Source organism: Geobacter pickeringii, assembly GCF_000817955.1.
In the GTDB taxonomy this organism is placed as follows: domain Bacteria; phylum Desulfobacterota; class Desulfuromonadia; order Geobacterales; family Geobacteraceae; genus Geobacter; species Geobacter pickeringii.
In genome coordinates this window covers 2,026,540-2,048,680 of record NZ_CP009788.1, presented here as the reverse complement: position 1 = coordinate 2,048,680, position 22,141 = coordinate 2,026,540, and the positions used below count along the sequence as shown (strand labels likewise).

Here is a 22,141-nt window from a genome sequence, read left to right as displayed (position 1 = left end):
CCATGCCTGAACGGATACGGGAACAGATCAGGGTCGGGGCCGTCTTCGGCCCGGGACCGTGCATCCATCCGGTCTGGTTTGACTGGCGGCGGCGGAAGCATACCGTCAAGGAGGTGACCTATCACTGGCGGCACCGGGCGGGAAACGCGCTTCTCCTCCATTTTGCCGTTACCGACGGTTCTGCTCTCTTCGAACTGATCTACAACGCCACGGAGCTGGAAGCGACCGATGGGGAGGCGCCGTGAGCGGCCGGATCATCATGCACGTCGACCAGGACGCCTTCTTCGCCTCGGTGGAGCAGCAGCACGATCCCTCCCTGCGGGGGAAGCCCATCGCCGTCATCGGTTCCGCCGCCCGCACCGTCATCACCACCGCCTCTTACGAGGCGCGGGCCTTTGGCGTCAGGACCGGCATGGCCGTCTGGCAGGCGCGGCAGAAATGTCCCCATATCATCCTCGTCACCGGAGACAACCGCAAATATACCTACACCTCCGCCCGGATCGTCGAGATGATGCAGCAGTACACCCCTCAGATCGAGGTCTTTTCCATCGACGAGGCGTTCCTCGACGTTACCGGCTCCCTCTCTCTCTATTCGAGCCCCGAGCGGATCGCTCATCTTCTGAAGGACGAGGTCCGGCACCGCTTTGGCCTCAGTTGCTCCGTCGGCATCGCCCCCAACAAGATGCTTGCCAAGCTTGCCTCGGATATGAACAAGCCCGACGGTCTCACGGTCATCAGGCCGGAGGAGGTGGAGACGGTCCTTGAAACGCTCCCCATCGGGAAGCTCTGCGGCATCGGCGCCAGGATGGAGCGGCAGCTGAACCTCCTCGGTATCCGGACCTGCGGCGAGCTCGGCCGTTATCCGGTTGAGCGGCTGAAGCGCAAATTCGGCGTTACCGGCGAGAAGCTCCACCTCATGGGGCGGGGGATCGACGACTCTCCGGTGATCCCCCAGGAGGAGGCGGAAGAGGTGAAGTCGGTGGGACATTCTACTACCCTTGACCGTGACATTGAAGGGCGGGACGAGATCCTGAGGTGGCTCCTGCAGCTCTCCGAGATGGTGGGGCGGAGAGCGCGGAGATACAATGTCTGGGGAAAGACCGTCACCCTCTCCATCCGCTACGCCGATTTCGATACCTGGGTGGAGCGGCAGGATACGCTTCCATCCCCTATCAACCAGAGCGCCGACATCTACCGCGCCGCGGTCGCCATTCTCGACACCCTCGTCCTGGAGCAGCCGATCAGGCTCATCGGAGTGCGGATAAGCAACCTCCGGTACGAATCGAACCAGCTGCCGCTTTTCGAGGAGGAGCTGAAGAAGGTGTTCCTTGCCGGGGCCATGGACCAGGTGAACGACAAGTTCGGCGATTTCACCATCACCTACGGGAGCCTCATGGAGGGGACACGCCGGGAGGAGAAGGGGGCCCACGTCATCTCCCCGGCCTGGAGACCTTCCGGTATCCGCAACGTGGACGTGAAGTAGGTTGTTATTGCACAGCCTCAAATGTTCATGGTACTTTCAAGCTTCGCTCACGGTGCAAGACAGATTCGATCCTCCGGCCTATGAAATCCCAACCGACTGACATCTTTGACGGGCGCGATCTCCCCCTTTCCGGCGGGAAGTGGGGGCTGGTCCTGTTCGCCGTGGTGCTTGCCATCCTTGCCCCCCTCGGCCGGTCCAACTATCTCCTGTTTCACGCCCTTGCGGAGTTCTTTTCGGTTGTCGTCGCGTGCAGCATCTTCGTGGTGGCCTGGAATTCCCGCCGTTTCCAGAACAACGGCTTCTGGCTCCTGCTCGGCTGCATATCGCTGTCGGCGGCAGTTCTCGACCTTTTCCACACCATGGCGTACAAGGGGATGGGGGTCTTCCCCGGTGGCGGGGCTCCCCTGGCGACCCAGTTCTGGATCGCCGCCCGCTACCTGCAGGCCGGAGCCTTCCTCCTGGCACCGCTGTACGTGCGCCGGACCCTTGCTCCCCGGCTGACATTCGTCGGCTGCGTCGCCCTTGCTCTGGCGCTCGTGGCGGTCATCCTCTCGGGAGGGATTTTCCCCGACTGCTACATTGAGGGTGAAGGCATCACGCCGTTCAAGAAGTTCAGCGAGTATCTCTTCATTGCGATGTATCTCGGTGCGCTCGCTCTGCTGCAGCGACGGAGAGAGGCGTTCGATCCGGCGGTGCTGCGGCTTCTCCGGATGTCGATCGTCACCTTCGTTCTTTCCGGGCTGGCATTTTCCGCCTATGCCGACGTGTTCGGCTACACCAATCAGGCGGGTCATCTCCTGAAGGTCCTAGGCTGCTACTTCCTGTATCGGGGGGTAATCGCCATCGGCCTGACAAACCCCTACAACCTTCTGTTCCGCGAACTGAAATTGAAGGAGGAGGCCCTCGTTTCCGAACGCAACGAGCTTCGGGAGAGCCGGGAGCGGACTGACCGAGTTCTTGAGAGCATGTACGAGTCTTTCTTCTCCGTGGACCGTGAGTGGCGTCTGACCTACGTGAACAGTCAGGCCTCCCGGTTGCTCACCCGTTCCCGGGAGGAGCTGCTGGGAAAGGTCATGTGGGAAGAGTTCCCGGAGGCCGTCGGTTCGGTTTTCTACAACGAGTACCACGAGGCCCTCGCGCTGCAGCAAGTCCGGGTCTTCGAGGAGTATTATTCACCCCTTGACGCCTGGTTCGAGGTTCACGCCTACCCGTCGCCGGACGGTCTGTCGGTTTTTTTCAACGACGTTACGGAACGAAAGCGCATCCACGAAGAGATCGAGCTCCTCAATACCGATCTCGCCGCGCGGGCAGCCGAGCTCGAAGTGCTCAACGGCGACCTCGAAGCGTTCAACTCCTCGGTTTCCCACGACCTTCGCGGTCCGATCACCAATATCTGCGGTCAGTGCCAGGTGATCCTGGAACTGTTCCCCCACAAGGCGGATGCCGAGGTCCTCGATTTTGTCCGCGGCATTCTCGACGAATCGTGGCGGATGAACGATCTCATCAACACCCTGCTGGATTTTTCCCGCCTTGGCCGGGTCGAGATGAAGCGGGAGCCGGTGGACCTCTCCTCCCTGGCGCAGGAGATCGCCGCTGCCCAGGCGGCCCGCTTTCCCGAGCGGAGCGTCCGGTTTGCCGCCGACGAAGGGCTGACCACCACCGGCGATCCCGGCCTGCTGCGGATCGTCCTGGAGAACCTGCTGGGCAATGCCTGGAAGTACACCGGCAAGACCGCCGACGCAGCCGTCCGCTTCGGGGTGCTGGAGACGGAGGGTCGGCGGGCGTTCTACGTCCGGGACAATGGTGCCGGTTTCGACATGACGCGGGCCGGCAACCTCTTTGCGCCGTTCAAGCGGCTTCATGCCTCGAGCGAATTCGAAGGGTTCGGCATCGGCCTCGCCACCGTGCACCGGATCGTCACCCGCCACGGTGGCCGGATCTGGGCCGAAGGGGAGCCGGGGCGCGGAGCCACCTTCTATTTCACGCTGTAAATCCGAATCATCCTCCCGATGTCTCCCCCTTTGTGTGTAGAGAGGAATTACGTGTCTCCCCGGATCAAAATCCTGCCCGAAAACCTGACCAACAAGATTGCGGCCGGCGAGGTGGTGGAGCGCCCCGCCTCGGTGGTGAAAGAGCTTGTGGAGAACGCGCTGGATGCCGGTTGCAGCGAGGTCATCGTGGAGATCGAGGCCGGCGGGCGCAGGCTGATCCGCATCACCGACGACGGCTGCGGCATGTCCCGCGAGGATGCCCTGCTGGCAATCGAGCGGCACGCCACGAGCAAGATTGCCTCCGACGACGACCTCTTCGCCCTCTCCACCCTGGGGTTTCGGGGCGAGGCGCTTCCCTCCATCGCATCGGTTTCCCGCTTCACCCTCGCCAGCCGTGAGCGGGGCGCCATCGAGGGGACCGAGATCTATGCCGAGGGGGGACGGATCAAGGAGGTGAAGGCGTGCGGCATGGCCGAAGGGACCGTGCTCACGGTGCGCAACCTCTTCTTCAATACGCCGGCGCGGCTCAAATTCATGAAAAGCGCCGAAACCGAAGCGGGACACGTGGGGGATTTCCTGACCCGGCTCGCCGTCTCCCGGCCGGATGTCCGCTTTACCTACCTCAATGATGGCCGTACCGTTTTTCGCGCGCTCTCCGGCACTCTGGGGGAGCGGGTGGCGGCACTGCTGGGGCGCTCGCTGGCGACGGCGCTGTATCCGCTGGAGCTTTCCGCCGAGGGGGTGACGGTCCGGGGGCTCGTGGCGAGCCCGGACACCAGCCGCTCGGGGCCCTCGCACCTCTATACCTATATCAACGGCCGCTTCATCCGCGACCGGGTGGTGCAGCATGCCATCATGCAGGCGTACCGCAATTTCCTCGAGCGGGGGCGTTATCCGGTGGTGGTCCTCTTCATCGAGGTGCCGCCGGGGGAAGTGGACGTGAACGTGCACCCCACCAAGCACGAGGTCAGATTCCGTCAGCAGAGCATCGTCCACGACGTGATCGAAGGAGCGGTGTCTGAAGCGCTGCGTCCCACACCCTGGCTTCGACAGAACCCGGCGACTGCGGTTCCCGCTTCCGCTCCACCGCCGCGGCCGACTGCCGGCCCCGCTGCCGAGCGGGTGGCGGAGGTCCGGGAGCTCCTTGTCTCGTATCGGCCGGCCCCGGCCCCCTCCCGGCCGCTGTTCTCCCCGCCGCCGGCCCCTCTGTCGGCACCCGTCTCGACTCCTCTGCCGGCAGAGGCGGTGCCGCCGGAACCTGAGGGAGAGCGCGGCTTCTTCTCGTCCCTGGCGGTAATCGGTCAGTACAACGCCTCGTACATCCTCTGTCAGGACGGTGCCGACCTCGTCATCATCGACCAGCATGCGGCCCATGAGCGCGTCGCTTTCGAGCGGCTCAAGGCGCGCTACCGTGCGGGGGGCGTCGAAGGGCAGGGGCTCCTCTTCCCCGAGACTCTGGAGCTCTCCCATCGGGAGGCCGCCGTGGCGCGGGAATATCGGGAGGAGCTGGATCGCATCGGTTTCGAGCTGGAGGATTTCGGCGGGACCACCTGGGTCGTCAAAGGGGTGCCGCGGGTCCTGGCCGGCCGCGACTGTCTGAGGATTCTGCGGGACACCCTTGAGGAGTTGCAGTCCATCGGGACAAGCCGCAGCGTGACCGAGGTGGTGGAGGAGCTTTTGACCCGTATCGCCTGCCACAGCGTGGTCCGCGGCGAGCACTCCCTGACGGCGGGGGAGATCACGGCCCTCTTCGTCCAGATGGACGCCACCGATTTCTCCACAAACTGTCCCCATGGCAGGCCGGTTCTCCAGCGGCTCACCCTCGCCGAGGTGGAGCGGATGTTCCGGCGGACGTGAGGAGCAGCGGGGTGGGGAGCGAAGCACGGCCAGAGCTTGTCATCGTTCAGGGGCCAACGGCATCGGGGAAATCAGATCTGGCGGTGCGTCTTGCTGAACGCTTCGGCGGGGAGGTCATCAATGCCGACTCCATGCAGGTCTACCGCAGAATGGATATCGGCACGGCAAAGCCGTCCGCGGAACTGCGCGCGCGGGTGCCGCACCACCTTCTCGACGTCGTCGAGCCCGATGAGCCCTTTTCCGCTGCGGATTTCCGCTCTCACGCCTCGCGCCTCATCGCCGATATCCAGACCCGCGGCAAGAGGGCCATTCTGGTGGGGGGGACCGGCCTCTACATCAAGGCGCTGACCCGGGGGCTGGTGGAGTCGCCCGGGGGGGATGAGTCCCTGCGAAGAGAGCTGGAGGAGCAGGCGGAGCGCGAGGGGGTGTCCGCGTTGCATCGGCGGCTGGCCGAGGTCGATCCCGCAGCCGCGGCGCGGCTTCACCCCAACGACCGGGTCCGGATCGTCAGGGCGCTGGAGGTTTTCCTGCTGACCGGACGCACGCTCACCTCCTGGCACGAGGGGCACGGTTTCTCGGAGCAGCCGTACCGCTGCCTCCATCTTGGCATTGAGGTGGAACGCGCACTACTCGTCCGCCGGGTGGAGGAGCGGGTCGACCGGATGATCGAAGAGGGGCTGGTGGCCGAGATGGAGGGGCTCCTCGTTGCCGGATATGCTCCGTCGCTCAAGGCCATGTCGTCCATCGGCTACAAGGAGATCTGCGCGTATCTCGCCGGGGCGTGCACCCTGGATGAGGCGATCGGGCTGATCAAGCGCAATACCCGCCAGTACGCGAAGCGGCAGCTGACCTGGTTCAGGAAGGATGCCGAAATAAACTGGGTTGAATATCCCGCCAAGTTTGATAGTATCTGTAGCATTGTGATGGAATTTTATAATTAGAAGGAGCGGCTCATGGCTAAAGCACCGTTCAATATCCAGGACCAGTACCTGAACCAGTCACGCAAGGAGCGGGTGAGGGTGGCCGTCAAGTTGATGTCTGGCGAGAAGCTCGAAGGGTACATAAAATCCTTCGACAATTTTTCGGTGCTGATGGAGATCCAGGGCGACATTTTGATCTACAAGCACGCAATTGCGTCAATCACCTCGGTTGACGGCAGTTTCAGGCTCCACCAGTAATCCTTCCCCATGGCTCATGGCGGGCGCCCCTCCGTCCTTGCGGCGAGGGGCGCCCGTCTGTCAGCACCCGGTAGTATTCCGTTGAGAGATAATTTGAAAGACAAATACCCGTTGCTGGTGCTGGCCGTACTGTGTCTCGCCGCGCTCTACGTGGTCTCCTCCCTGAGTTCCATCTTCATGCCGGTGCTGCTGGCGCTTGTCCTAGCGTATGTTCTCAATCCGCTGGTGGGGCTCCTGGAGCGGCGGCGGGTCCCCCGCCTGCTGGCGATTGCCGTCGTCCTCGTGGGCATCGCGGTGCTCTGCCTCGGCGCCGTCTTCTTCTTCGCGACCGCCGTCCAGCAGGAAGTCGCCAGTGTCCAGATCAATCTTCCCGAATATGCCGACCGTCTCTACGGCCTTATTCCCCACGAGGTGAAGGTGTTTCTGGGGATCGAGACGCAGGAGAAGCTCTCCTGGCAGATAAACCGTGCCGTCGAGGCCCTGCGGGGAGTCTCCCTCGATCTGGCGCGGGAGGCGTTCGTCGTGGTGAAGAAGGCCTTTGCCTCCACCCTCTCCTTTGTCCTGACCGTCGCGGGATATCTCATCACTCCGGTCTACCTTTTCTACTTCCTGGCTGATCTTCCGCGGTTCAGGGGAAACCTCATGGAACTCGTGCCGGAGCGGGCGCGGGGGAAGGTCTCCGACATGGCGGGTGAGATCGATGACATCCTGTCGGCGTTCGTGCGGGGACAGCTCTCGGTATGCGCCATCCTGGCCGTTCTCTACAGCATCGGCCTCTTCCTGGTCGGCATCGACCTGGCGGTGGTGATCGGCAGCCTTTCCGGGATTCTCTTCATCATCCCCTATGCCGGGACGGTTTTCGGGATCGTGGTCTCCATGGTCATGGCGTTCCTGAAGTTTCACGACGTTCTCCATCCCCTGTTGTGCCTGGGCTGGTTCGGCATCGTCCAGGCAATCGAGGGGGGCGTCATTACTCCCGCCGTCGTTGGCACCAAGGTGGGGCTCCACCCGGTCGTCGCCCTCCTCGCCCTTTTCATCGGCGGGCAGTGGTTCGGCATCTTCGGGATGCTCCTGGCAGTGCCGGTGGCGGCGGTCCTGAAGGTCTTCCTCCGCTCGCTCCATAGCTGGTATCTTTCATCATCATATTACCGGGGGGCCTGATGCACGGCTTGCTCATTGATCACATCGTTGCGGGGAGCATCGCCGAAGAACTGGAACTGGAGCGGGGAGACCGGCTTGTGGCCGTGAACGGGCATCGCCTCCGCGACGTCATTGACTACAATTATTATGCATCAGAGGAAGAGTTGGTTCTTGAGGTACTCAAGGCGTCGGGAGAGCTTTGGGAGGTGGAGGTGGAGCGGGATGACGGCGAACCGATGGGCCTTGTCTTTGCCCCTCCCGAACCCGCCCACTGCGGCAACAAGTGCGTCTTCTGCTTTGTGCACCAGCTCCCGCGGGGGCTGCGGAAGCCCCTCTACGTCAAGGACGAGGATTACCGCCTCTCGTTTCTGTACGGCAATTACGTAACGCTTTCGAATATCGGGCAAAGTGATATCGACCGGATCGTGGAGCAGCGTCTTTCCCCGCTGTACGTGTCGGTTCATGCCACGAATCCCTCCGTGCGGGAGAAACTGCTCGGCAGGAAAGGGATCATTCCGATCCTCGATATCATGAACGAGCTGGCCCGGGCCCGCATCACGATGCATACCCAGGTGGTGCTCTGCCCGGGGCTGAACGATGGGGCGGAACTCCAGCGGACTGTGGCCGATCTGGTCTCCCTCCATCCGTGGGTCGCATCCCTCGCCATAGTTCCCGTTGGCCTGACGGCGCACCGCACGGGGCTCTCTTCCCTCGAACCGGTGACAGCCCCCTATGCCCGGGAGTTTGTCCGGATCTGGCAGCCGGAGGCAGAGCGGATTCACCGTGAATGTGGCGAGCCGTTTCTCTTTCTCGCCGATGAGTTTTTCATCAAGGCCGGGGAGCCGTTTCCTCCCCTTGAAACCTATGGAGAGCTGCCGCAGATCGAAAACGGCGTCGGGATGATCCCGCTCTTTCTCGATCAGGCGTCGCGCGTCGTGCGCAAGGCGCGCGCGATGCGTCCGCGCACGGTGACGGTGGTGACCGGCGAATCCCCGTACCGGTTCCTGGCCGAGTTCCTCGGTCGTCTGGAGGAGCGTACCGGCGCCCGCCTCGTGCCGGTGGCAGTTCCGAACCGGCTCTTCGGCGAATCGGTAACCGTCACCGGTCTCGTTGCCGGAAGGGATGTTATCGAGGCGCTCAAGGGGAAGGAGCTGGGCGATGCGGTCTTCATCCCTGACGTGATGTTGAAGGAGGGGGAGGGGGTGTTTCTCGACGACGTGTCGTTGCCGGAGCTGCGGGAGGCGCTTGGCGCGAGAGTTGAGGTCGTGGAGTCGACGCCGGACGGTATTTACCAGGCCCTGCGTGCGGTCCGACCGCGCTGAATAGTGAAGGAGCCGCCAGTAGCGGTTCCGGATTGTGATCCACACGAAAAAAGGCGGGGTGAACTTACACCCCGCCTTTTCTTATTGAGCCAAGACGCGTCCGATTACATCTTGTGACATTTGACGCAATCGTCCTTGACGCTGAATGCATCCTTGCCGTTGTGGCAGGCGCCGCAGGACTTGCCCGTTTCCATCTGGGCCATCGTGGCGGGTGCGGATCCCTTCTTGTACTTGAAGATCTTGGTGTGGCAGTCGGCACACTTGAACATCCCGAGATGGATTTCATGGCTGAATGCCGCTTCGCCCATGGAGGTCTTCCAGGTGATGACCGCCGGCTTGAGGCCCGGGTGGCACTTGGAGCAGTCGCCGGTGGAGGCGAATGCATCCTTGCCGTTGTGGCAGGCACCGCAGGATTTCCCTTTTTCCATGTCGGCCATGGCGAAATGCTTGGCCCCCGCCTTGTACTGGAACAGTTTGGTGTGGCAGTCGGCGCACTTGAACATGCTGAGGTGGACGTCATGGCTGAAGAGGGCTTCGGCGACTCCCTTGACCTTGAAGGCGACGGTTTTCGGCGGAGTCATTCCTTTGTGGCAGTTGCCGCAGTTGCCGGCAACGGTGAACGCCTTTTTGCCGTCGTGGCAGACGCCGCAGGATTTGCCCTTTTCCATCTGGGCCATGGTTGTATTGCGGGTGCCGGTGATCGCCTTGTTGGCGTGGCAGGTGCGGCATTTGTTCCCCAGCTTGGAAAGGTGTACTTCATGCTTGAAGACAGCCTCTCCTGCGCCCTTCGTCCGGTACACGACCGGGCGGGGCTTTCCTTTATGGCAGCGGTTGCATTCGGCCTCGTCGGCAACGCTGAACGCCTTCATGCCGGTATGGCAGGCGCCACAGGACTTTCCCTTTTCCATCTCTGCCATGGTGTAGCTCTTGCGCGACTTCAGGTTGAAAAGGGCATTATGACAAATCCGGCAGTTGTTGTTATACTTGGCCAGGTGATAGTCATGGCTGAAGACGACCGGTTCGGCATTCCGGAGCTTGAAAGAGATGTCCTTGGTCTCCTTGGCAAAAGCGGGGAGCGCGGCAAACATCAGGACGAGGGTAATGAGAGTGGCAAAACGGAACTTCATAGATTCACTCCTGATACGTCAAATAGCATTTAAGGGGTCTTATAACCGCCGTACTATACACACCGCACTGGTCATCGTCAACGTAATTGTTTTCACTATATCTGGTGTCAGACGTGCGTTAGTTGGCCGGTAATTCAGCGAGTTAAGGAGTTCGACGATGCTGTTGGAATGCAAAAAAGTGCTTGTTGTGTCGGTGGCGACCATGATGGCGGCGTCGACCTGTTTTGGTGCGACGTATCGATGGGTCGATGACAAGGGGGTCGTCAACTTTACGGACGATCCGGACAGGATTCCCGCCAAGTACCGCAAGAAAGTGCGCGAAGTCACCGATTCGGTTCCCGACTCCTCCTCGCCGACTCCGACCGATTCTACGCGGCAGGAGCGGAACCGGAAGTCGACGCCCGGCACTGACGGTGTCGCTGCAAGCCCACAGACGCCGAAGCCGGTCTTGTACGGTGGAAAGGATGAGAAGTCGTGGCGTGCGCAATTCTCGGCGCTTCGTGCCGAGATAAAGCAGATCCGTGAGGGGCTTCCGAAGAAAGAGGAACAGTTGGTCCAGTTGCACCGCAAGCGGGTCATCTACCAGGGCGCTCAGGAGAGGGTAGCGTACAACGCGAAGAAAGAGGAAATCGATAAGGACCAGGCCCGTATCAAGGAACTGGAAGCCCAACTTGCGGCCCTTGATCTGGAGGCCAGTAAAGAGGGAGTTCCCCTTGAATGGCGGTGACAGGTTCTCAGTTACCCTGAAACTTGTCAAAGCGGCACCTTTGCGGTGCCGTTTTGCGTTTGGTGGCGCCGGGCGCAGCGTGAGGGGGATTGCCGGCCAAGATCACCAGAATCTCCATTCGCCCGTCCGGAGAACGTATATGCCGAGGGCAAGGTTGGTCACCGCATGGGCAACCACGCAGTGGGCGATGCTTCTGGTGCGGTAGAGCAGGAGATTGTAGAGAATTCCCGCGGCAATCCCGGCGAGTATGTAATGATGCTCGACACCGAACAGGACGACGGTGGCGAGGAACGACGCCCAGGTGAAGCGGCCGATGGGTACCTGCTGGAAATTGCCGTCGATGATGTAGCGGATAAAGAACGATCTCCAGAAGAGCTCTTCCATTACGGGAACGACCAGGACCGCGCCGCAGAGGCGAAGGAGTATCAGCGCTGTCCGCACGTGGCCTTCCCCGAAAACGGTGGGATTGAACCCCTGGGGGGGAGAGCTTGCGCCCAGGAGCCAGTCCATGTTGATCCAGAGGAGAAAGGTCACGATGCCGACGATGAGCGATATGACCAGGTTCTGAATGCGGCGAAGGTCGGAGCCGCGCAGCTCGTCGTACGACCGTCGGAAATAGAGAAGCGTCGCCACCACTATGGCTATTTTAACCGGATAAACGAAGAGCAGCGACTTCTCGCTTCCCGGCGCCATCCCGTGGTCGATGGCATAGCGCAGGAGCTCCTCGATGGCTATGAACGCCATGTACGTGGCGAAAGGGACGATTCTCGCAGCAGCGGTACCGGTTGTCACGATATGGCCTCCATAGTCAGGTGTCCGCGACGGGCGCGACGGTGTACCCAGAATTTTAGAGGCGTTTCCCAACTTTGCAAACGACGACGGCCGCCGCGAAGAGATTCTGGCAAATGGGGAGGAACTCATTTGGAATCCTCCTTACGGATGGCTGAAACGTTTCTGTTTGGTATAATCCAATTAAAAATGTTTCTTCCGTTGGGGGAAGCGACCATGTCTCCAGAAGATAGAAATAGCGAACTTGGGAAGCTGATCGCAAAAGTTCCCCTTTTTTCGTCGCTCGACAGCAATGAGTTGGAGGACCTGCTGTCCTTCGTCAAAAGGCGCCGGTTCAGGAAATTCGAGACGATTCTCACCGAAGAAGATTCGAACCGGTACATGTACGTCGTTATGTCGGGCAAGGTGAAGGTGATTCGCTCCGGAGCCGATGGCAGGGAGCTTCTCTTCGCGATCCACAAACGGGGAGATTTTTTCGGGGAAATGGCACTGCTGGATGGCAAGACCTCCCTGGCCACGGTCGTTGCCCTGGAGGATACGACGGTGGGGCTTTTCGGCAAGGACGACTTCGACCGCTTCTCGAAGTCCAATCGGAAAGTGGTGGAAAAGATTATCGAACTGCTCTGCATCCGCCTGCGGGATGCATGGCTGATGCTGAAAGTGTTCGGCTGCACCGACGCTGAGCGGCGGTTGCGCACCGTCCTGCAGTATCTGGGCGAGAGGCACGGCGTCATGGATGCCCGGGGGGTCATAATTACGATGAAGCTCACCCACAAGGATTTTGCCTCATACACCAATCTTGCCCGGGAGACCGTGAGCAGGCTCATGACGTCTCTGCGCAAACAGAACGAGATCGAGCTGGTGGGGTCACACCAGATTCTGCTCACCAAGGCGTTCAGGAAGGCGGACGACTTTGCCTGATCCCTGCCGACCGGAGGGCCGGCTTGAGGCGACATCTTCCGGGTCGACCGGGAATGACCGCGCATGAAACGTTATTCCTTCAGAGTCGACACGGAGTTGAGGCTCCTTTCATGCAGCGGCACGACGGGGAGCCATGCCGACTGCCTCGCCGCCTCCCGGGGGGCGCATTACTATGAATGCATCCCCCGCCTCTGGGATGGGCAGGAGGATGCCGTACACCGTGCGATGGAGATTCGCACGCATCTGACACTTAAAGGATATCGAATGTTTTGTTTTTACGGAGAAATACAGGCGGCTGATATTGAAATCGAGCCCCTTATTGACGAGAGCTCCCGATGCGTCGGCGCCGACGTGGATATCCATGCGCTGCCGGGATGTGCCGCGCTCGGTGAAATCGAGCATGTTCACCCCCTGATTGATATTGGCAAGGTCTCGGTTACCCTGGCCCACGGCGTCAGAAACCCCCTGAATGCCATCAAGGGGGCGATGGTGTATCTCAATGAGAAATACCGTTCGGACGCCACCTTCGGTGAGTTCGCCGCGATCATCAACGAGGAAATCGGGCGGCTTGACCGCTTTATCACGGAGTTCCTCAGCACATCCTGTCTTGAGACACACCGGGAGCAGGTCCAGCTCAACGACCTTATCTCGAAGATCGTCAAGCTCGCGTCCTTTCAGGCCCAGGCGAGCGGGGTCGTATTTGCCACCGAATTCGGGGAGCTCCCCACGCTTTATATCGATTCGTTCAACATGGGACACGCCATCCTCAACGTCATAAACAACTCGATCGGTGCCATGCCGCGGGGGGGATCCGTTACGCTTCGAACAGCGGTCAGCGCTCCCTCTGACGCCGCGTCGGTATCCATCGAGATATCGGACACCGGTACGGGGATGGCTCCGGGAGGCGTTGTTGCCCCCGATGGGTTTCCCAAGTGGTCGTCCCGGAAGAAGGGAAGGGGCTTCGGACTGTTCATCACCCGTGAAATCATACGACATCACGGTGGAAGTATTGAAATAAGCGGCAACCGGGAGGGGGGCACAACGGTGCTCATTGTCCTTCCCGTGTCCGGATGCGGGGAGTGCGGCGATGCCAACTGAGGCGCGGGGGAGAGTTCTGGTTGTCGACGATGAGCCAAATGCGGCGAAGGTTCTCTCCGCGATACTTTCCGATGACGGTTACCGGGTATTTTGCGCGGCCGACGTCCCCCAGGCGGAGGCGATACTTTCGAGGAAGGACATCGACGCCATCATCACCGACATGAAAATGCCGGGCAAAGACGGCATGCAACTGTTCGAATTCGCCAGCGAGCGGTTTCCGGAAATCCCCGTCATCTTCCTGACCGCCTACGGTTCGGTCGATTCGGCGGTCCATGCCATTACGCGCGGTGCCTATTACTACTTCATCAAACCGCCCGACTACCTGAAACTCAAGGGAATGCTCGCCCGGGCGGTGGAGCAGTGCACCTTGAAGCGCGAACTGGCCCAACTGCGCAAGCGTCTTGCGGGAGAAACGGGGGCGGAGCGGATCATTGGCGGCAATCTCGAGATGGTGAGAATCTACGAGGTTATCGAGGCGGTGAAGGACTCGGGGAGCAGCGTGCTCATCAGCGGAGAGACCGGGACGGGCAAGGAGTTGATCGCCCGTTCGCTGCACTATGGCAGCATCCGCCGCGACAAGCCGTTTGTCGCCGTGAACTGTGCCGCCATCCCCCGGGAGTTGATGGAGTCGGAGTTGTTCGGCTACGAAAAGGGGGCGTTCAGCGGCGCCGTTGCCCGGCGCGTCGGACGTTTCGAAGCGGCTTCGGAGGGGACGATCTTCCTCGACGAGATTGGAGAGCTTGAGCTTTCCCTCCAGGCGAAACTGCTCCGTGTCCTTCAGGAGAAAGAAATCGAACGGCTCGGGAGCAACCGGAAGATCCGGGTCAATTTCAGGGTCATTTCATCCACCAACCGCGACCTGAAAAAAGATGTCGCCGCCGGCACATTCCGGGAAGATCTCTACTACCGGCTCAATGTGGTCCAGATCAACGTTCCTCCCCTGCGCCAGCGCAAGGACGACATCCCGCTTCTGGCCGCCGAATTCTGCAGGGAGTTCGGACTCAAGGAGGGGAAGGAGCTTGACCTGAGCAACGAGGTGGTCCGTAGCCTCTGCGATTATGACTGGCCGGGCAATATCCGCCAGCTCCGCAATATCATCGAGAGAGCGGCGGTTCTCGCGAAGGGGGGAAGAATCACGCCACGTCAGCTTCCCGACGATATCATCGGCGGTGAGGCCGGCGAGAGGGGCGGCGGCGACGGCAAGACACTTCGCGAGCTGCAGTCTGACGCCATCCGCAAGGCGCTGCGGGAATGCCGGGGGAACAAATCCCTCGTGGCCAAGACTCTCGGCATCTCCCGCAAGGCACTCTACAAGCGCTTGGGCGAGCTGAATCTTTAATTAGTGTTTCCAATGGTTACAGCATAGCAGCAGTATTTCAGCCCCATCCCATGTGTTCTCCTCAAAAGTGTATCCTCTGGATACACTTTTTTTGTTTGAAAATATTAATTGGTTAAAATTGTTTCCAACGGAAACAGTTTTGTGTCTGTTCTCACGGGAAGCGGGAGATAGTGAGGTACACCGCTGCTTCCTGTTGCAAAAATAAATATAACAATAACAGTATGATGAGGTGATAATTTGTTTCGCAGGTACAAAAATTGAGGGAACACGGTAGGCGGGTATCCTCTTTGCTGATTGAATACACTGTAATGAAAAAAGACAAAATACTCATAATAGACGAATCGGGATTTTCACGGGTCTGCTCGGCGATCCTCCAGTCGGAGGGGTACTGTGCGGAAGCCCTCTGTCAGGGAGCCCCGCTGGAAAGTTCTGACGGGGTCGGGCTGGTGATCGCCAGCTATCCGTTCGGATCGGGCTTCTTCAACGATGCCGGCAAGGTGAGCCTGCCGGTGATCGTTCTGACCGATCATATCAGTCGGGAACTGCTCGTTTTTCTCGAAGGGCTGGAGCGGTCCCTCTGCCTGATGAAGCCTCTTAATTACGACAAGTTCCTGCAGCTTGTCAGGCAGTTCATGAATAATGAGCTCACCTTGCCGGGAGGGTACAACATTGTTTAGAACAGTTTCGTTGATGGTTTTTGCCCTTGTATTCCTGGTGTCGGCTGGTTGCGGGGGGAAAAGCAAAGACCAATTGTATGCCGAAGGGGTGAAGCAACTCGCCGGCGGAAATCCGAACGGCGCCATCGTGCTGTTCAAAAGCGTGTTGGATAAGGACCAGAATTTTCTGGATGCACGCTTCCAGCTTGCCAAGGCGTACGTTTCCATCGGCAAATACGAGCAGGCCGAAAAGGAGTTCCTGAAGGTCAGGAAGCAAAACCCGTCCCGGAGCGACGTGGCGCTTGAGCTTGCCAGGGGGTACAACGCTTCGGGATCCGTCGACAAGGCGATCCGCGAGCTTCAGCAGTACGTGAAATCCCAGGGCGCGTCGGCAGAAGCTCAGGAACTTCTGGGGACAAGCTATGCCCTCAAGGGGATGCAAGCCGAATCCGAGCGCTGCCTTCGTGAAGCGCTCAGAATGGAGCCAGGCCGGGCAAACGCCAAGCTGCAACTGGCGGGGGTGCTCATGGAGTCAGGTGCCGTGAGGGAAAAAGAGGCCCGGGCTCTCATCGACGAAATCCTGCGTGCCGAACCGCGCAATTCACGAGCATACAGCCTGTTGGCATCGTTCGAAGTCTTTCTCGGCAACCGCGGCCGGGCCCTTGAACTGTACCGGAAGCAGGCCGAGCTCGCTCCCACGGATCCCGCGCCGCGTTACCGCGAGGGGATAATCCATATTGAATCGGGGGACCTTGGAAAAGCTGACCAGCTGGCGGAAACCATGATTCAGCAATTCCCCCAGCGAGGTGAGGGCTATCGGTTGAAGGGACTCGTGGCGTACCAGAAAAAAAGCTACGCCGACGCCATCACCGCCTTGCAGACCTCGGTGAAGTATTCGCCTGCCATCGAAGGTTACTACTATCTCGGCTTGAGCCTGTTCAATCGGGGCGAGTTGGAGAACGCCCTCAGCCAGTTCCGGCGCATCCTCGACCACAAGCCGGAATTCGTCCAGGCGCGGCTGCTGACCGCACTGATCCTGCTCAAGCAGAAGCGGGTCGACGACTCCCTCGCCGAGGCCTCCAAGGCTCTTGAGACTGACAGCCGCAATGCCCTTGCATGCAATATCATCGGCAGCGCCTATATGGCGAAAGGGATGTATGACGAGGGGATGAAGTACCTCAATAAGTCAACCGAGATCGACCCGAAAATCATCGATGCCCACCTCAAGAAGGGGCTTTTCAAGTTGAGCCGCGGACGGGTTCATGAGGCGGAAACCGACTTCACTACGGCGGTCAAGGTCGCTCCGGACGTTCTGAACTCCCGTCTTATCCTTGCCGCCTACCAGATGCGCCAGAACAATTACGACAAGGCGCTGGCCACCCTGCGCCAGGGACTTACCGGCAAGAAGGACGACGCGGTGCTGTACAACACCATGGCGGCCGTCATGTTTGCCGACAAGAAGCGCGAGGAAGGGATCAAGTGTCTCCAGAAGGCCAAGGAGGCTGACCCGGCCTTTGCTCCGGCGGCCTTCAATCTGGCGACGTGCCATGCCGCGTCCGGCAACCTGGATCTGGCTGTCCGCGAGTATCAGGGGGTGATTCAGCGCGAACCGCGAAATCTCAAGGCTCTGCTTGGCATGGCGGTTCTCTCCGAGCTCAAGGGAGATGAGAAGGAGGCATTCGCCTGGTATGGCAAAGCGCGTGAGACCGGGGAGTTGGCCGGTTTCCAGGCCCTCGCCGGTTATCACGCCAAGAGGGGAGAATACGCCAAGGCCCTTTCCGTGCTCGATGCGGAACTCAAGGCATTCCCGCGCAACAGCGATGCATATGCCCAGAAGGCGCGGATCTTTGTCGCGCAGAAGAAGTATCCGGAGGCGATAAAGATTCTGGACGACATGGCTTCCATGGCACCGGAACAGGCACTGCTGCTCAAGGTCGGCGTCTATGCCCAGATGAAGGAGAACCGGAAGGCTCTGGATGAGGCGCGGCGCATCATAACCCTCCGCCCCAATTCCGCCTTCGGGTATCTGGTCCTGTCGACCGTTCTCGCCAGCCAGGGAGAGTATCCGAAGGCGATCCAGGAGGCCCGCAACGGTCTCAGGATCGAACCGAACAATGTCAAGGGGACGATGCAGTTGGGCGATCTCTATGCGCGAAACGGTGATCTTGCTGCCGCCTCCGATGCCTACGAGCGGGTCATCAAGACAAACCCCGATTTCGCGCCGGCCTATGCCGCCCAGGGGATGCTGCTGGAGCTCAAGAACAAGAAACGGGAAGCGGCTGCCAAATACCGCCAGGCGCTGGCAAAGGGTGAGGACTATGTGCCGGCCCTCAATAATCTTGCCTACCTCTATGCGGACGGATTCGGCCCGCGCGACGAGGCGTTGCGCCTCTCCCTGATGGCGTTCAAAAAAGATCCTGAGAATCCGGCCATACTGGATACGTTCGGGTATGCACTTCTCAAGAACGGCAGGGGCGATGACGCACGGAAGATCCTCGATAAAGGGGTGCGGCTGCTTCCCAAGAACCCGTCGGTGCGGTATCACGTGGCGCTTGCCTGCAAGGCGACGGGAGACCGGTCCGGGGCTGTCACGCATTTGCAGCAGGCCCTCCAGATGGGAAATTTCCCCGAAGCGGACCAGGCCCGCAAGCTTCTCGGTGAACTGACGGCCCGGAACTGACCGGCGCGTCGGAGGCGCACGGGAGAGCCATAACTGTGAACAGACGATTCCTTACGCTCATAATCGGTGACATCCTCTGTGCATGCTCGGCAGTTATCGCGGCCTTCTGGCTTCGCTATAACGAGATGCCCGACATCGCCAGATTTTCCGGCCTGGGGGGAGTGCGCGTCGGCTTGTTCGTGTTCGTCATGATATTCTCGGCGTTTTTCGTGGAACTCTACCATCCAGACCGGGAACTGAAGCCGAGGGAAGCGTCAGGGAGGATTTTCCTGTCACTGGTGATCTCGTTCTTTGCTCTGTCGTCCGTCTATTATCTCTTCCCGGCCATCATGTACAGCCCCAGCAGGCGGGTTCTGGCGTTATCATTGGCCGGTTTCGGCCTCCTCCAGTTCCTCTGGCACGTGGGGAGCCGGGGAGGACTCATCTTCCCCGGATTTTCACAGCGGATTCTGATCCTCGGCACGGGGCCGCTTGCAAGCCAGATTGGAAACCTGGTCACCTCTTCTCAGCACAACTATACCCTCTCCGGGTACGTAACGTGCCCCCACGAGCCGGTCTACGTCCCCGCCAGTGCCATCGTCGGCACTGAAAGCGCCCTCTATGAAACCGTCTGCCGTCAGCGGGCCCACCAGATCGTCGTTTCACTCAACGAGCGACGCGGCGTTTTCCCCCTGCGGGATGTTCTGAATTGCAAAATGAGCGGCGTTGACGTCGTTGATGCGCCCTCATTTTACGAATCGGTGACCGGCAAGCTCCTGATAGAAAACATCAGCCCCAGCTGGTTCATCTTCTCACAGGGATTCCGCGTGACTGCCATCACCCGTTTCGTCAAACGCGGCATCGACATCTGCTGCGCCTTAGTCGGCAGTGTTCTCGTTCTTCCGTTCGTGCCGATAATCGCCCTGGCAATCAAACTCGACTCTCCCGGTCAGGTGTTGTTCGGGCAGGAGCGGGTCGGTGAACGGGGCAAACCCTTTTTCCTGTACAAATTCAGGACCATGCGACAGGACGCCGAGGCGGGAACCGGTGCGGTCTGGGCTCAGAAGGATGACCCGCGCGTCACCAGGCTTGGCCGCTTCCTGCGTAAGAGCCGCATCGACGAAATCCCCCAATTCATCAACGTCCTCAGGGGCGACATGAGCCTCGTCGGACCACGACCGGAGCGTCCCGAATTCGTCGAGAAGCTTAACACGGTCATTCCCTACTATTCGGAGCGCCACTACGTGAAACCCGGCGTGACCGGCTGGGCGCAGGTGCGTTATCCGTACGGCGCCTCGGTGGAGGATGCCGTGGAGAAGCTCCGTTACGACCTGTATTACATCAAGAACCTTTCCGTGATCTTCGATCTCATGATCATACTGGAAACGATCAAGGTTGTTCTTTTCCAGCGTGGCGGTCGCTGAGCGGGTGGTTCGCATACTTTGCTGTAGGAGGTGTACCGATGAAGCATAACCTTCTTGCGTATTTGCTGATTGTTCTGGTGACGGCAGTGTCGGTTCCTGCCCTGGCAGGCGACTACGTCATCGGGGAAGGGGACGGCCTCGACGTTTCGGTCTGGGGGGTGAAGGATCTGAACGTGTCGGTCAAGGTGAGACCGGACGGCAAGATCACGATTCCCGGCCTCGGCGATGTCAAGGCGAGCGGCTTCGTGCCGAAGGACCTGCAGGTCGATATTGCCAAGAGGCTGAAGGAGCTCGTCAAGAACCCCATCGTCACGGTTACGGTGAAAGAGATAACCAACAGCAAGGTCTACATCTTCGGCGGGGGGGTGCCGTCGGGAATCTTCGACCTCAACCGGCGTACCACTCTTCTGCAGTTGCTGTGCATGATCGGTCATAACCCGCCGCCGGCCAGCACCACCGGAACCGCGGCATCGGGTCCACCCCGGGCTGCCGATTACCGCAAGGCCTATGTCCTCAGGAATGGGAAGAGGGTGAAGGAAGACTTCTACAAGTTGTACGTAACGGGCGATACCAACGACGATTTCATGATCGAGTCCAACGATTCCATATTTATTCCTCCCCTTGTGGACCGCAACGTGTACGTCCTGGGGGCGGTCAATGCACCCAAGGCGATTGAGTACCGCGACGGAATGACCGTCATGGAGGCGATCCTCGAGTCGGGGGGATTTACCAAGTTCGCCAAGCAGAACGACACCGTAATCCACCGCAAGGACGGGAGCAGGGACCTGATGCTCGAGGTCCGGGCCAAAGACCTGGTGAACGATGGCGATCTGGGACAGAACCTTAAACTCAAGGCCGGTGATTACATCATCGTCAAGGAGGGGATGTTCTAATGCAGACATCGGGACAACGAATGGCACATTCGGAAATGGACTACCGGAAATATCTCCTCCTCGTCAAGTCGAGGAAGCGGTTCTACGCCGGGGCGGCGATCGGTATCATGCTCCTTGCGGTGCTGCTCAGCTATCTGCTCCCCAAGCGGTATGAGGCTAAAAGCACCGTCTTTATCGAGAAGAACGTCATCGCCGAGCTCGTGAAGGGGATCGCCGTAACCCCCTCCATGGATCAGGAGATCAAGGGGCTCAATTATGCCATTACGAGCCGGACGCTCATCCAGAAGGTCATGGATGACCTCGATCTCAACCTTGGAAAAATGAATGACAAGGATCTGGAGGAACGGATCAAGGCGATCCAGAAGAACACGAACGTTAAGCTGGTCAAGGACAACATTTTTCTCATTTCCTACGTCGACGGAAACCCCCGGGTCGCGCGGGACTTCGTGAATACCCTGGTGCGCCGCTATATCGAGCAGAACGTCTCCTCCAAGCGCGAGGAGTCGTACGGTGCCATAACCTTCCTCTCCGAGCAGATCGATACCTTCCGGGACAAACTCGTCAAGGCCGAGGACGAGCTGAACCGATACAAGACCGACAAGGGAGGGGTGATCGCCATTGACGAGGCGAAACTCTTCGAGGAGATCAACCTCGCCCAGCAGAAACTCTACGATATGCAGTTGCGGCGGCGGCACCTCGAAGCGCTGCGTCCCGTGACCCGCAAGGCGGCCGATCTGCTTCAGGTGAAGCTTGTTGCGTTGCAGAAGCAACTCGAAGAGCTCCGCGTCGCCTACACCGACAGTTATCCCGAAGTCATCAGGGTCAAAGGTGAAGTCGAAACGCTTCGAGAGCAGATGAAGGGGAGGAAGGGGTCCGGCGAAACGATAATCGATCAGAATGAGGTGGAGAAGGCCGAGGCCGAGCTGAACGCCCTCAAGGTCAGCGAGGAGGGGCTCAAGCGCCACATCGCCACTAACCAGGCACTCCTCAGGAGCATTCCGTCGGCAAAGGCCGGACTCGAGAAGCTCGAACTCGAAAAGAAAAACCGCAAGGAACTGTACGACCAGTTGATGTCGCGGCACGGCCAGTCCGAGGTCTCGAAGCAGATGGAGGTTCAGGACAAGACCACCACCTTCAGGATCGTCGATCCGGCGGTGCTGCCGCTGTCACCCATCAGCCCCAACCGGGTCAGGATCATGCTGATGGGGATCGTGGCGGGACTTGCGGGTGCCCTCGGACTGCTGGTCCTGTTCGACCAGCTCGACAGCTCGGTCAAAAACGTCGATACCCTCAAGACCATGGCGATTCCCGTCCTTGCGGTCATACCGAAGATGCGGAGCGAGCAGGCAGAGCGCCGCGAGAGGCTGGGCGACATCCGACTATACGTGAGCGCCGGTCTCTGTTTCGTCATAATTGTCACGTTGATCGTGCTCGAGGCCCTGAGCATCTCTCCCGTCGATCACCTCGTGAGCAAGCTGAATGCGATGCTGTAGCGCCAGAAGGGACGCTGAGGGCAACATCCAGCAATGACACCATG

19 protein-coding genes are annotated in these 22,141 nt (G+C 59.8%); 17 read left to right on the top strand and 2 right to left on the bottom strand.

Features of this window, described 5'->3' with window-relative positions; all coding sequences use genetic code 11:
• Nucleotides 1-2: 2 nt before the first annotated feature.
• The 8 genes from GPICK_RS09200 to GPICK_RS09165 all read left to right on the top strand — a co-directional run bounded on the left by GPICK_RS09200 (nt 3) and on the right by GPICK_RS09165 (nt 8,971).
• Nucleotides 3-245, top strand: coding sequence for a hypothetical protein (locus GPICK_RS09200; protein WP_039742489.1), 243 nt, complete (start codon nt 3-5; stop codon nt 243-245).
• Nucleotides 242-1,483 carry a DNA polymerase IV gene (gene dinB, locus GPICK_RS09195; RefSeq protein ID WP_039742487.1) on the top strand — a complete coding sequence of 414 codons (1,242 nt, stop codon included), beginning with the start codon at nt 242-244 and terminating at the stop codon, nt 1,481-1,483. Before GPICK_RS09200 ends, dinB begins: the two co-directional genes overlap by 4 nt.
• Nucleotides 1,484-1,563: 80 nt before the next feature.
• Nucleotides 1,564-3,474: an MASE3 domain-containing protein gene (locus GPICK_RS09190; RefSeq protein ID WP_052263381.1), complete on the top strand. Its 1,911-nt coding sequence runs from the start codon at nt 1,564-1,566 to the stop codon at nt 3,472-3,474.
• Between the two features lie 51 nt (nt 3,475-3,525).
• Nucleotides 3,526-5,331, top strand: coding sequence for a DNA mismatch repair endonuclease MutL (gene mutL, locus GPICK_RS09185; protein WP_039742485.1), 1,806 nt, complete (start codon nt 3,526-3,528; stop codon nt 5,329-5,331).
• A gap of 11 nt (nt 5,332-5,342) precedes the next feature.
• Nucleotides 5,343-6,272, top strand: coding sequence for a tRNA (adenosine(37)-N6)-dimethylallyltransferase MiaA (gene miaA / locus GPICK_RS09180; RefSeq protein WP_039742482.1), 930 nt, complete (start codon nt 5,343-5,345; stop codon nt 6,270-6,272).
• Between the two features lie 12 nt (nt 6,273-6,284).
• A complete protein-coding gene (gene hfq / locus GPICK_RS09175) occupies nt 6,285-6,509 on the top strand; it encodes an RNA chaperone Hfq (protein ID WP_039742479.1) in 225 nt (74 codons plus the stop codon).
• Between the two features lie 93 nt (nt 6,510-6,602).
• Entirely contained in the window at nt 6,603-7,670 is a 1,068-nt protein-coding gene (locus GPICK_RS09170; protein WP_236685520.1) for an AI-2E family transporter, read from the top strand.
• Nucleotides 7,670-8,971, top strand: coding sequence for a DUF512 domain-containing protein (locus tag GPICK_RS09165; RefSeq protein ID WP_039742478.1), 1,302 nt, complete (start codon nt 7,670-7,672; stop codon nt 8,969-8,971). Before GPICK_RS09170 ends, GPICK_RS09165 begins: the two co-directional genes overlap by 1 nt.
• 104 nt (nt 8,972-9,075) lie before the next feature.
• Here GPICK_RS09165 and GPICK_RS09160 read toward each other — a convergent pair whose 3' ends face one another.
• On the bottom strand, nt 9,076-10,098 hold the full coding sequence (locus GPICK_RS09160; protein WP_039742475.1) for a cytochrome c3 family protein: 1,023 nt from the start codon (nt 10,096-10,098) through the stop codon (nt 9,076-9,078).
• Nucleotides 10,099-10,255: 157 nt separating this feature from the next.
• Here GPICK_RS09160 and GPICK_RS09155 point away from each other — a divergent pair, with 157 nt between their 5' ends.
• On the top strand, nt 10,256-10,825 hold the full coding sequence (locus GPICK_RS09155) for a DUF4124 domain-containing protein (protein WP_039742473.1): 570 nt from the start codon (nt 10,256-10,258) through the stop codon (nt 10,823-10,825).
• Between the two features lie 102 nt (nt 10,826-10,927).
• Here GPICK_RS09155 and GPICK_RS09150 read toward each other — a convergent pair whose 3' ends face one another.
• Complete coding sequence (locus GPICK_RS09150) at nt 10,928-11,617, bottom strand: CAAX prenyl protease-related protein (protein ID WP_039742471.1); 690 nt, start codon at nt 11,615-11,617, stop codon at nt 10,928-10,930.
• 294 nt (nt 11,618-11,911) lie between these two features.
• On the opposite strand from GPICK_RS09150, the gene GPICK_RS09145 reads away from it, so the two are divergent.
• The 8 genes from GPICK_RS09145 (at nt 11,912) to GPICK_RS09110 (ending at nt 22,097) form a co-directional block, all read left to right on the top strand.
• On the top strand, nt 11,912-12,535 hold the full coding sequence (locus tag GPICK_RS09145) for a Crp/Fnr family transcriptional regulator (RefSeq protein WP_236685519.1): 624 nt from the start codon (nt 11,912-11,914) through the stop codon (nt 12,533-12,535).
• 63 nt (nt 12,536-12,598) lie between these two features.
• A complete protein-coding gene (locus tag GPICK_RS09140) occupies nt 12,599-13,633 on the top strand; it encodes a sensor histidine kinase (RefSeq protein WP_039742465.1) in 1,035 nt (344 codons plus the stop codon).
• The gene (locus tag GPICK_RS09135; protein WP_039742462.1) at nt 13,623-14,972 is read left to right on the top strand and encodes a sigma-54-dependent transcriptional regulator; all 1,350 of its coding nucleotides are present in this window, start codon (nt 13,623-13,625) and stop codon (nt 14,970-14,972) included. Before GPICK_RS09140 ends, GPICK_RS09135 begins: the two co-directional genes overlap by 11 nt.
• 308 nt (nt 14,973-15,280) lie before the next feature.
• Nucleotides 15,281-15,649, top strand: coding sequence for a DNA-binding transcriptional response regulator (locus GPICK_RS09130; protein WP_039742459.1), 369 nt, complete (start codon nt 15,281-15,283; stop codon nt 15,647-15,649).
• Nucleotides 15,612-18,308 (top strand): XrtA/PEP-CTERM system TPR-repeat protein PrsT, encoded by a 2,697-nt coding sequence (prsT, locus tag GPICK_RS09125; RefSeq protein WP_236685518.1) that lies wholly within the window; start codon nt 15,612-15,614, stop codon nt 18,306-18,308. Before GPICK_RS09130 ends, prsT begins: the two co-directional genes overlap by 38 nt.
• A 35-nt stretch (nt 18,309-18,343) precedes the next feature.
• Nucleotides 18,344-19,711, top strand: coding sequence for a TIGR03013 family XrtA/PEP-CTERM system glycosyltransferase (locus tag GPICK_RS09120; RefSeq protein ID WP_039742454.1), 1,368 nt, complete (start codon nt 18,344-18,346; stop codon nt 19,709-19,711).
• A 38-nt stretch (nt 19,712-19,749) separates the two neighbouring features.
• Complete coding sequence (locus GPICK_RS09115) at nt 19,750-20,604, top strand: XrtA/PEP-CTERM system exopolysaccharide export protein (RefSeq protein WP_039742450.1); 855 nt, start codon at nt 19,750-19,752, stop codon at nt 20,602-20,604.
• Nucleotides 20,605-20,624: 20 nt separating this feature from the next.
• Nucleotides 20,625-22,097: an XrtA system polysaccharide chain length determinant gene (locus GPICK_RS09110; protein WP_039742448.1), complete on the top strand. Its 1,473-nt coding sequence runs from the start codon at nt 20,625-20,627 to the stop codon at nt 22,095-22,097.
• Nucleotides 22,098-22,141: the final 44 nt, after the last annotated feature.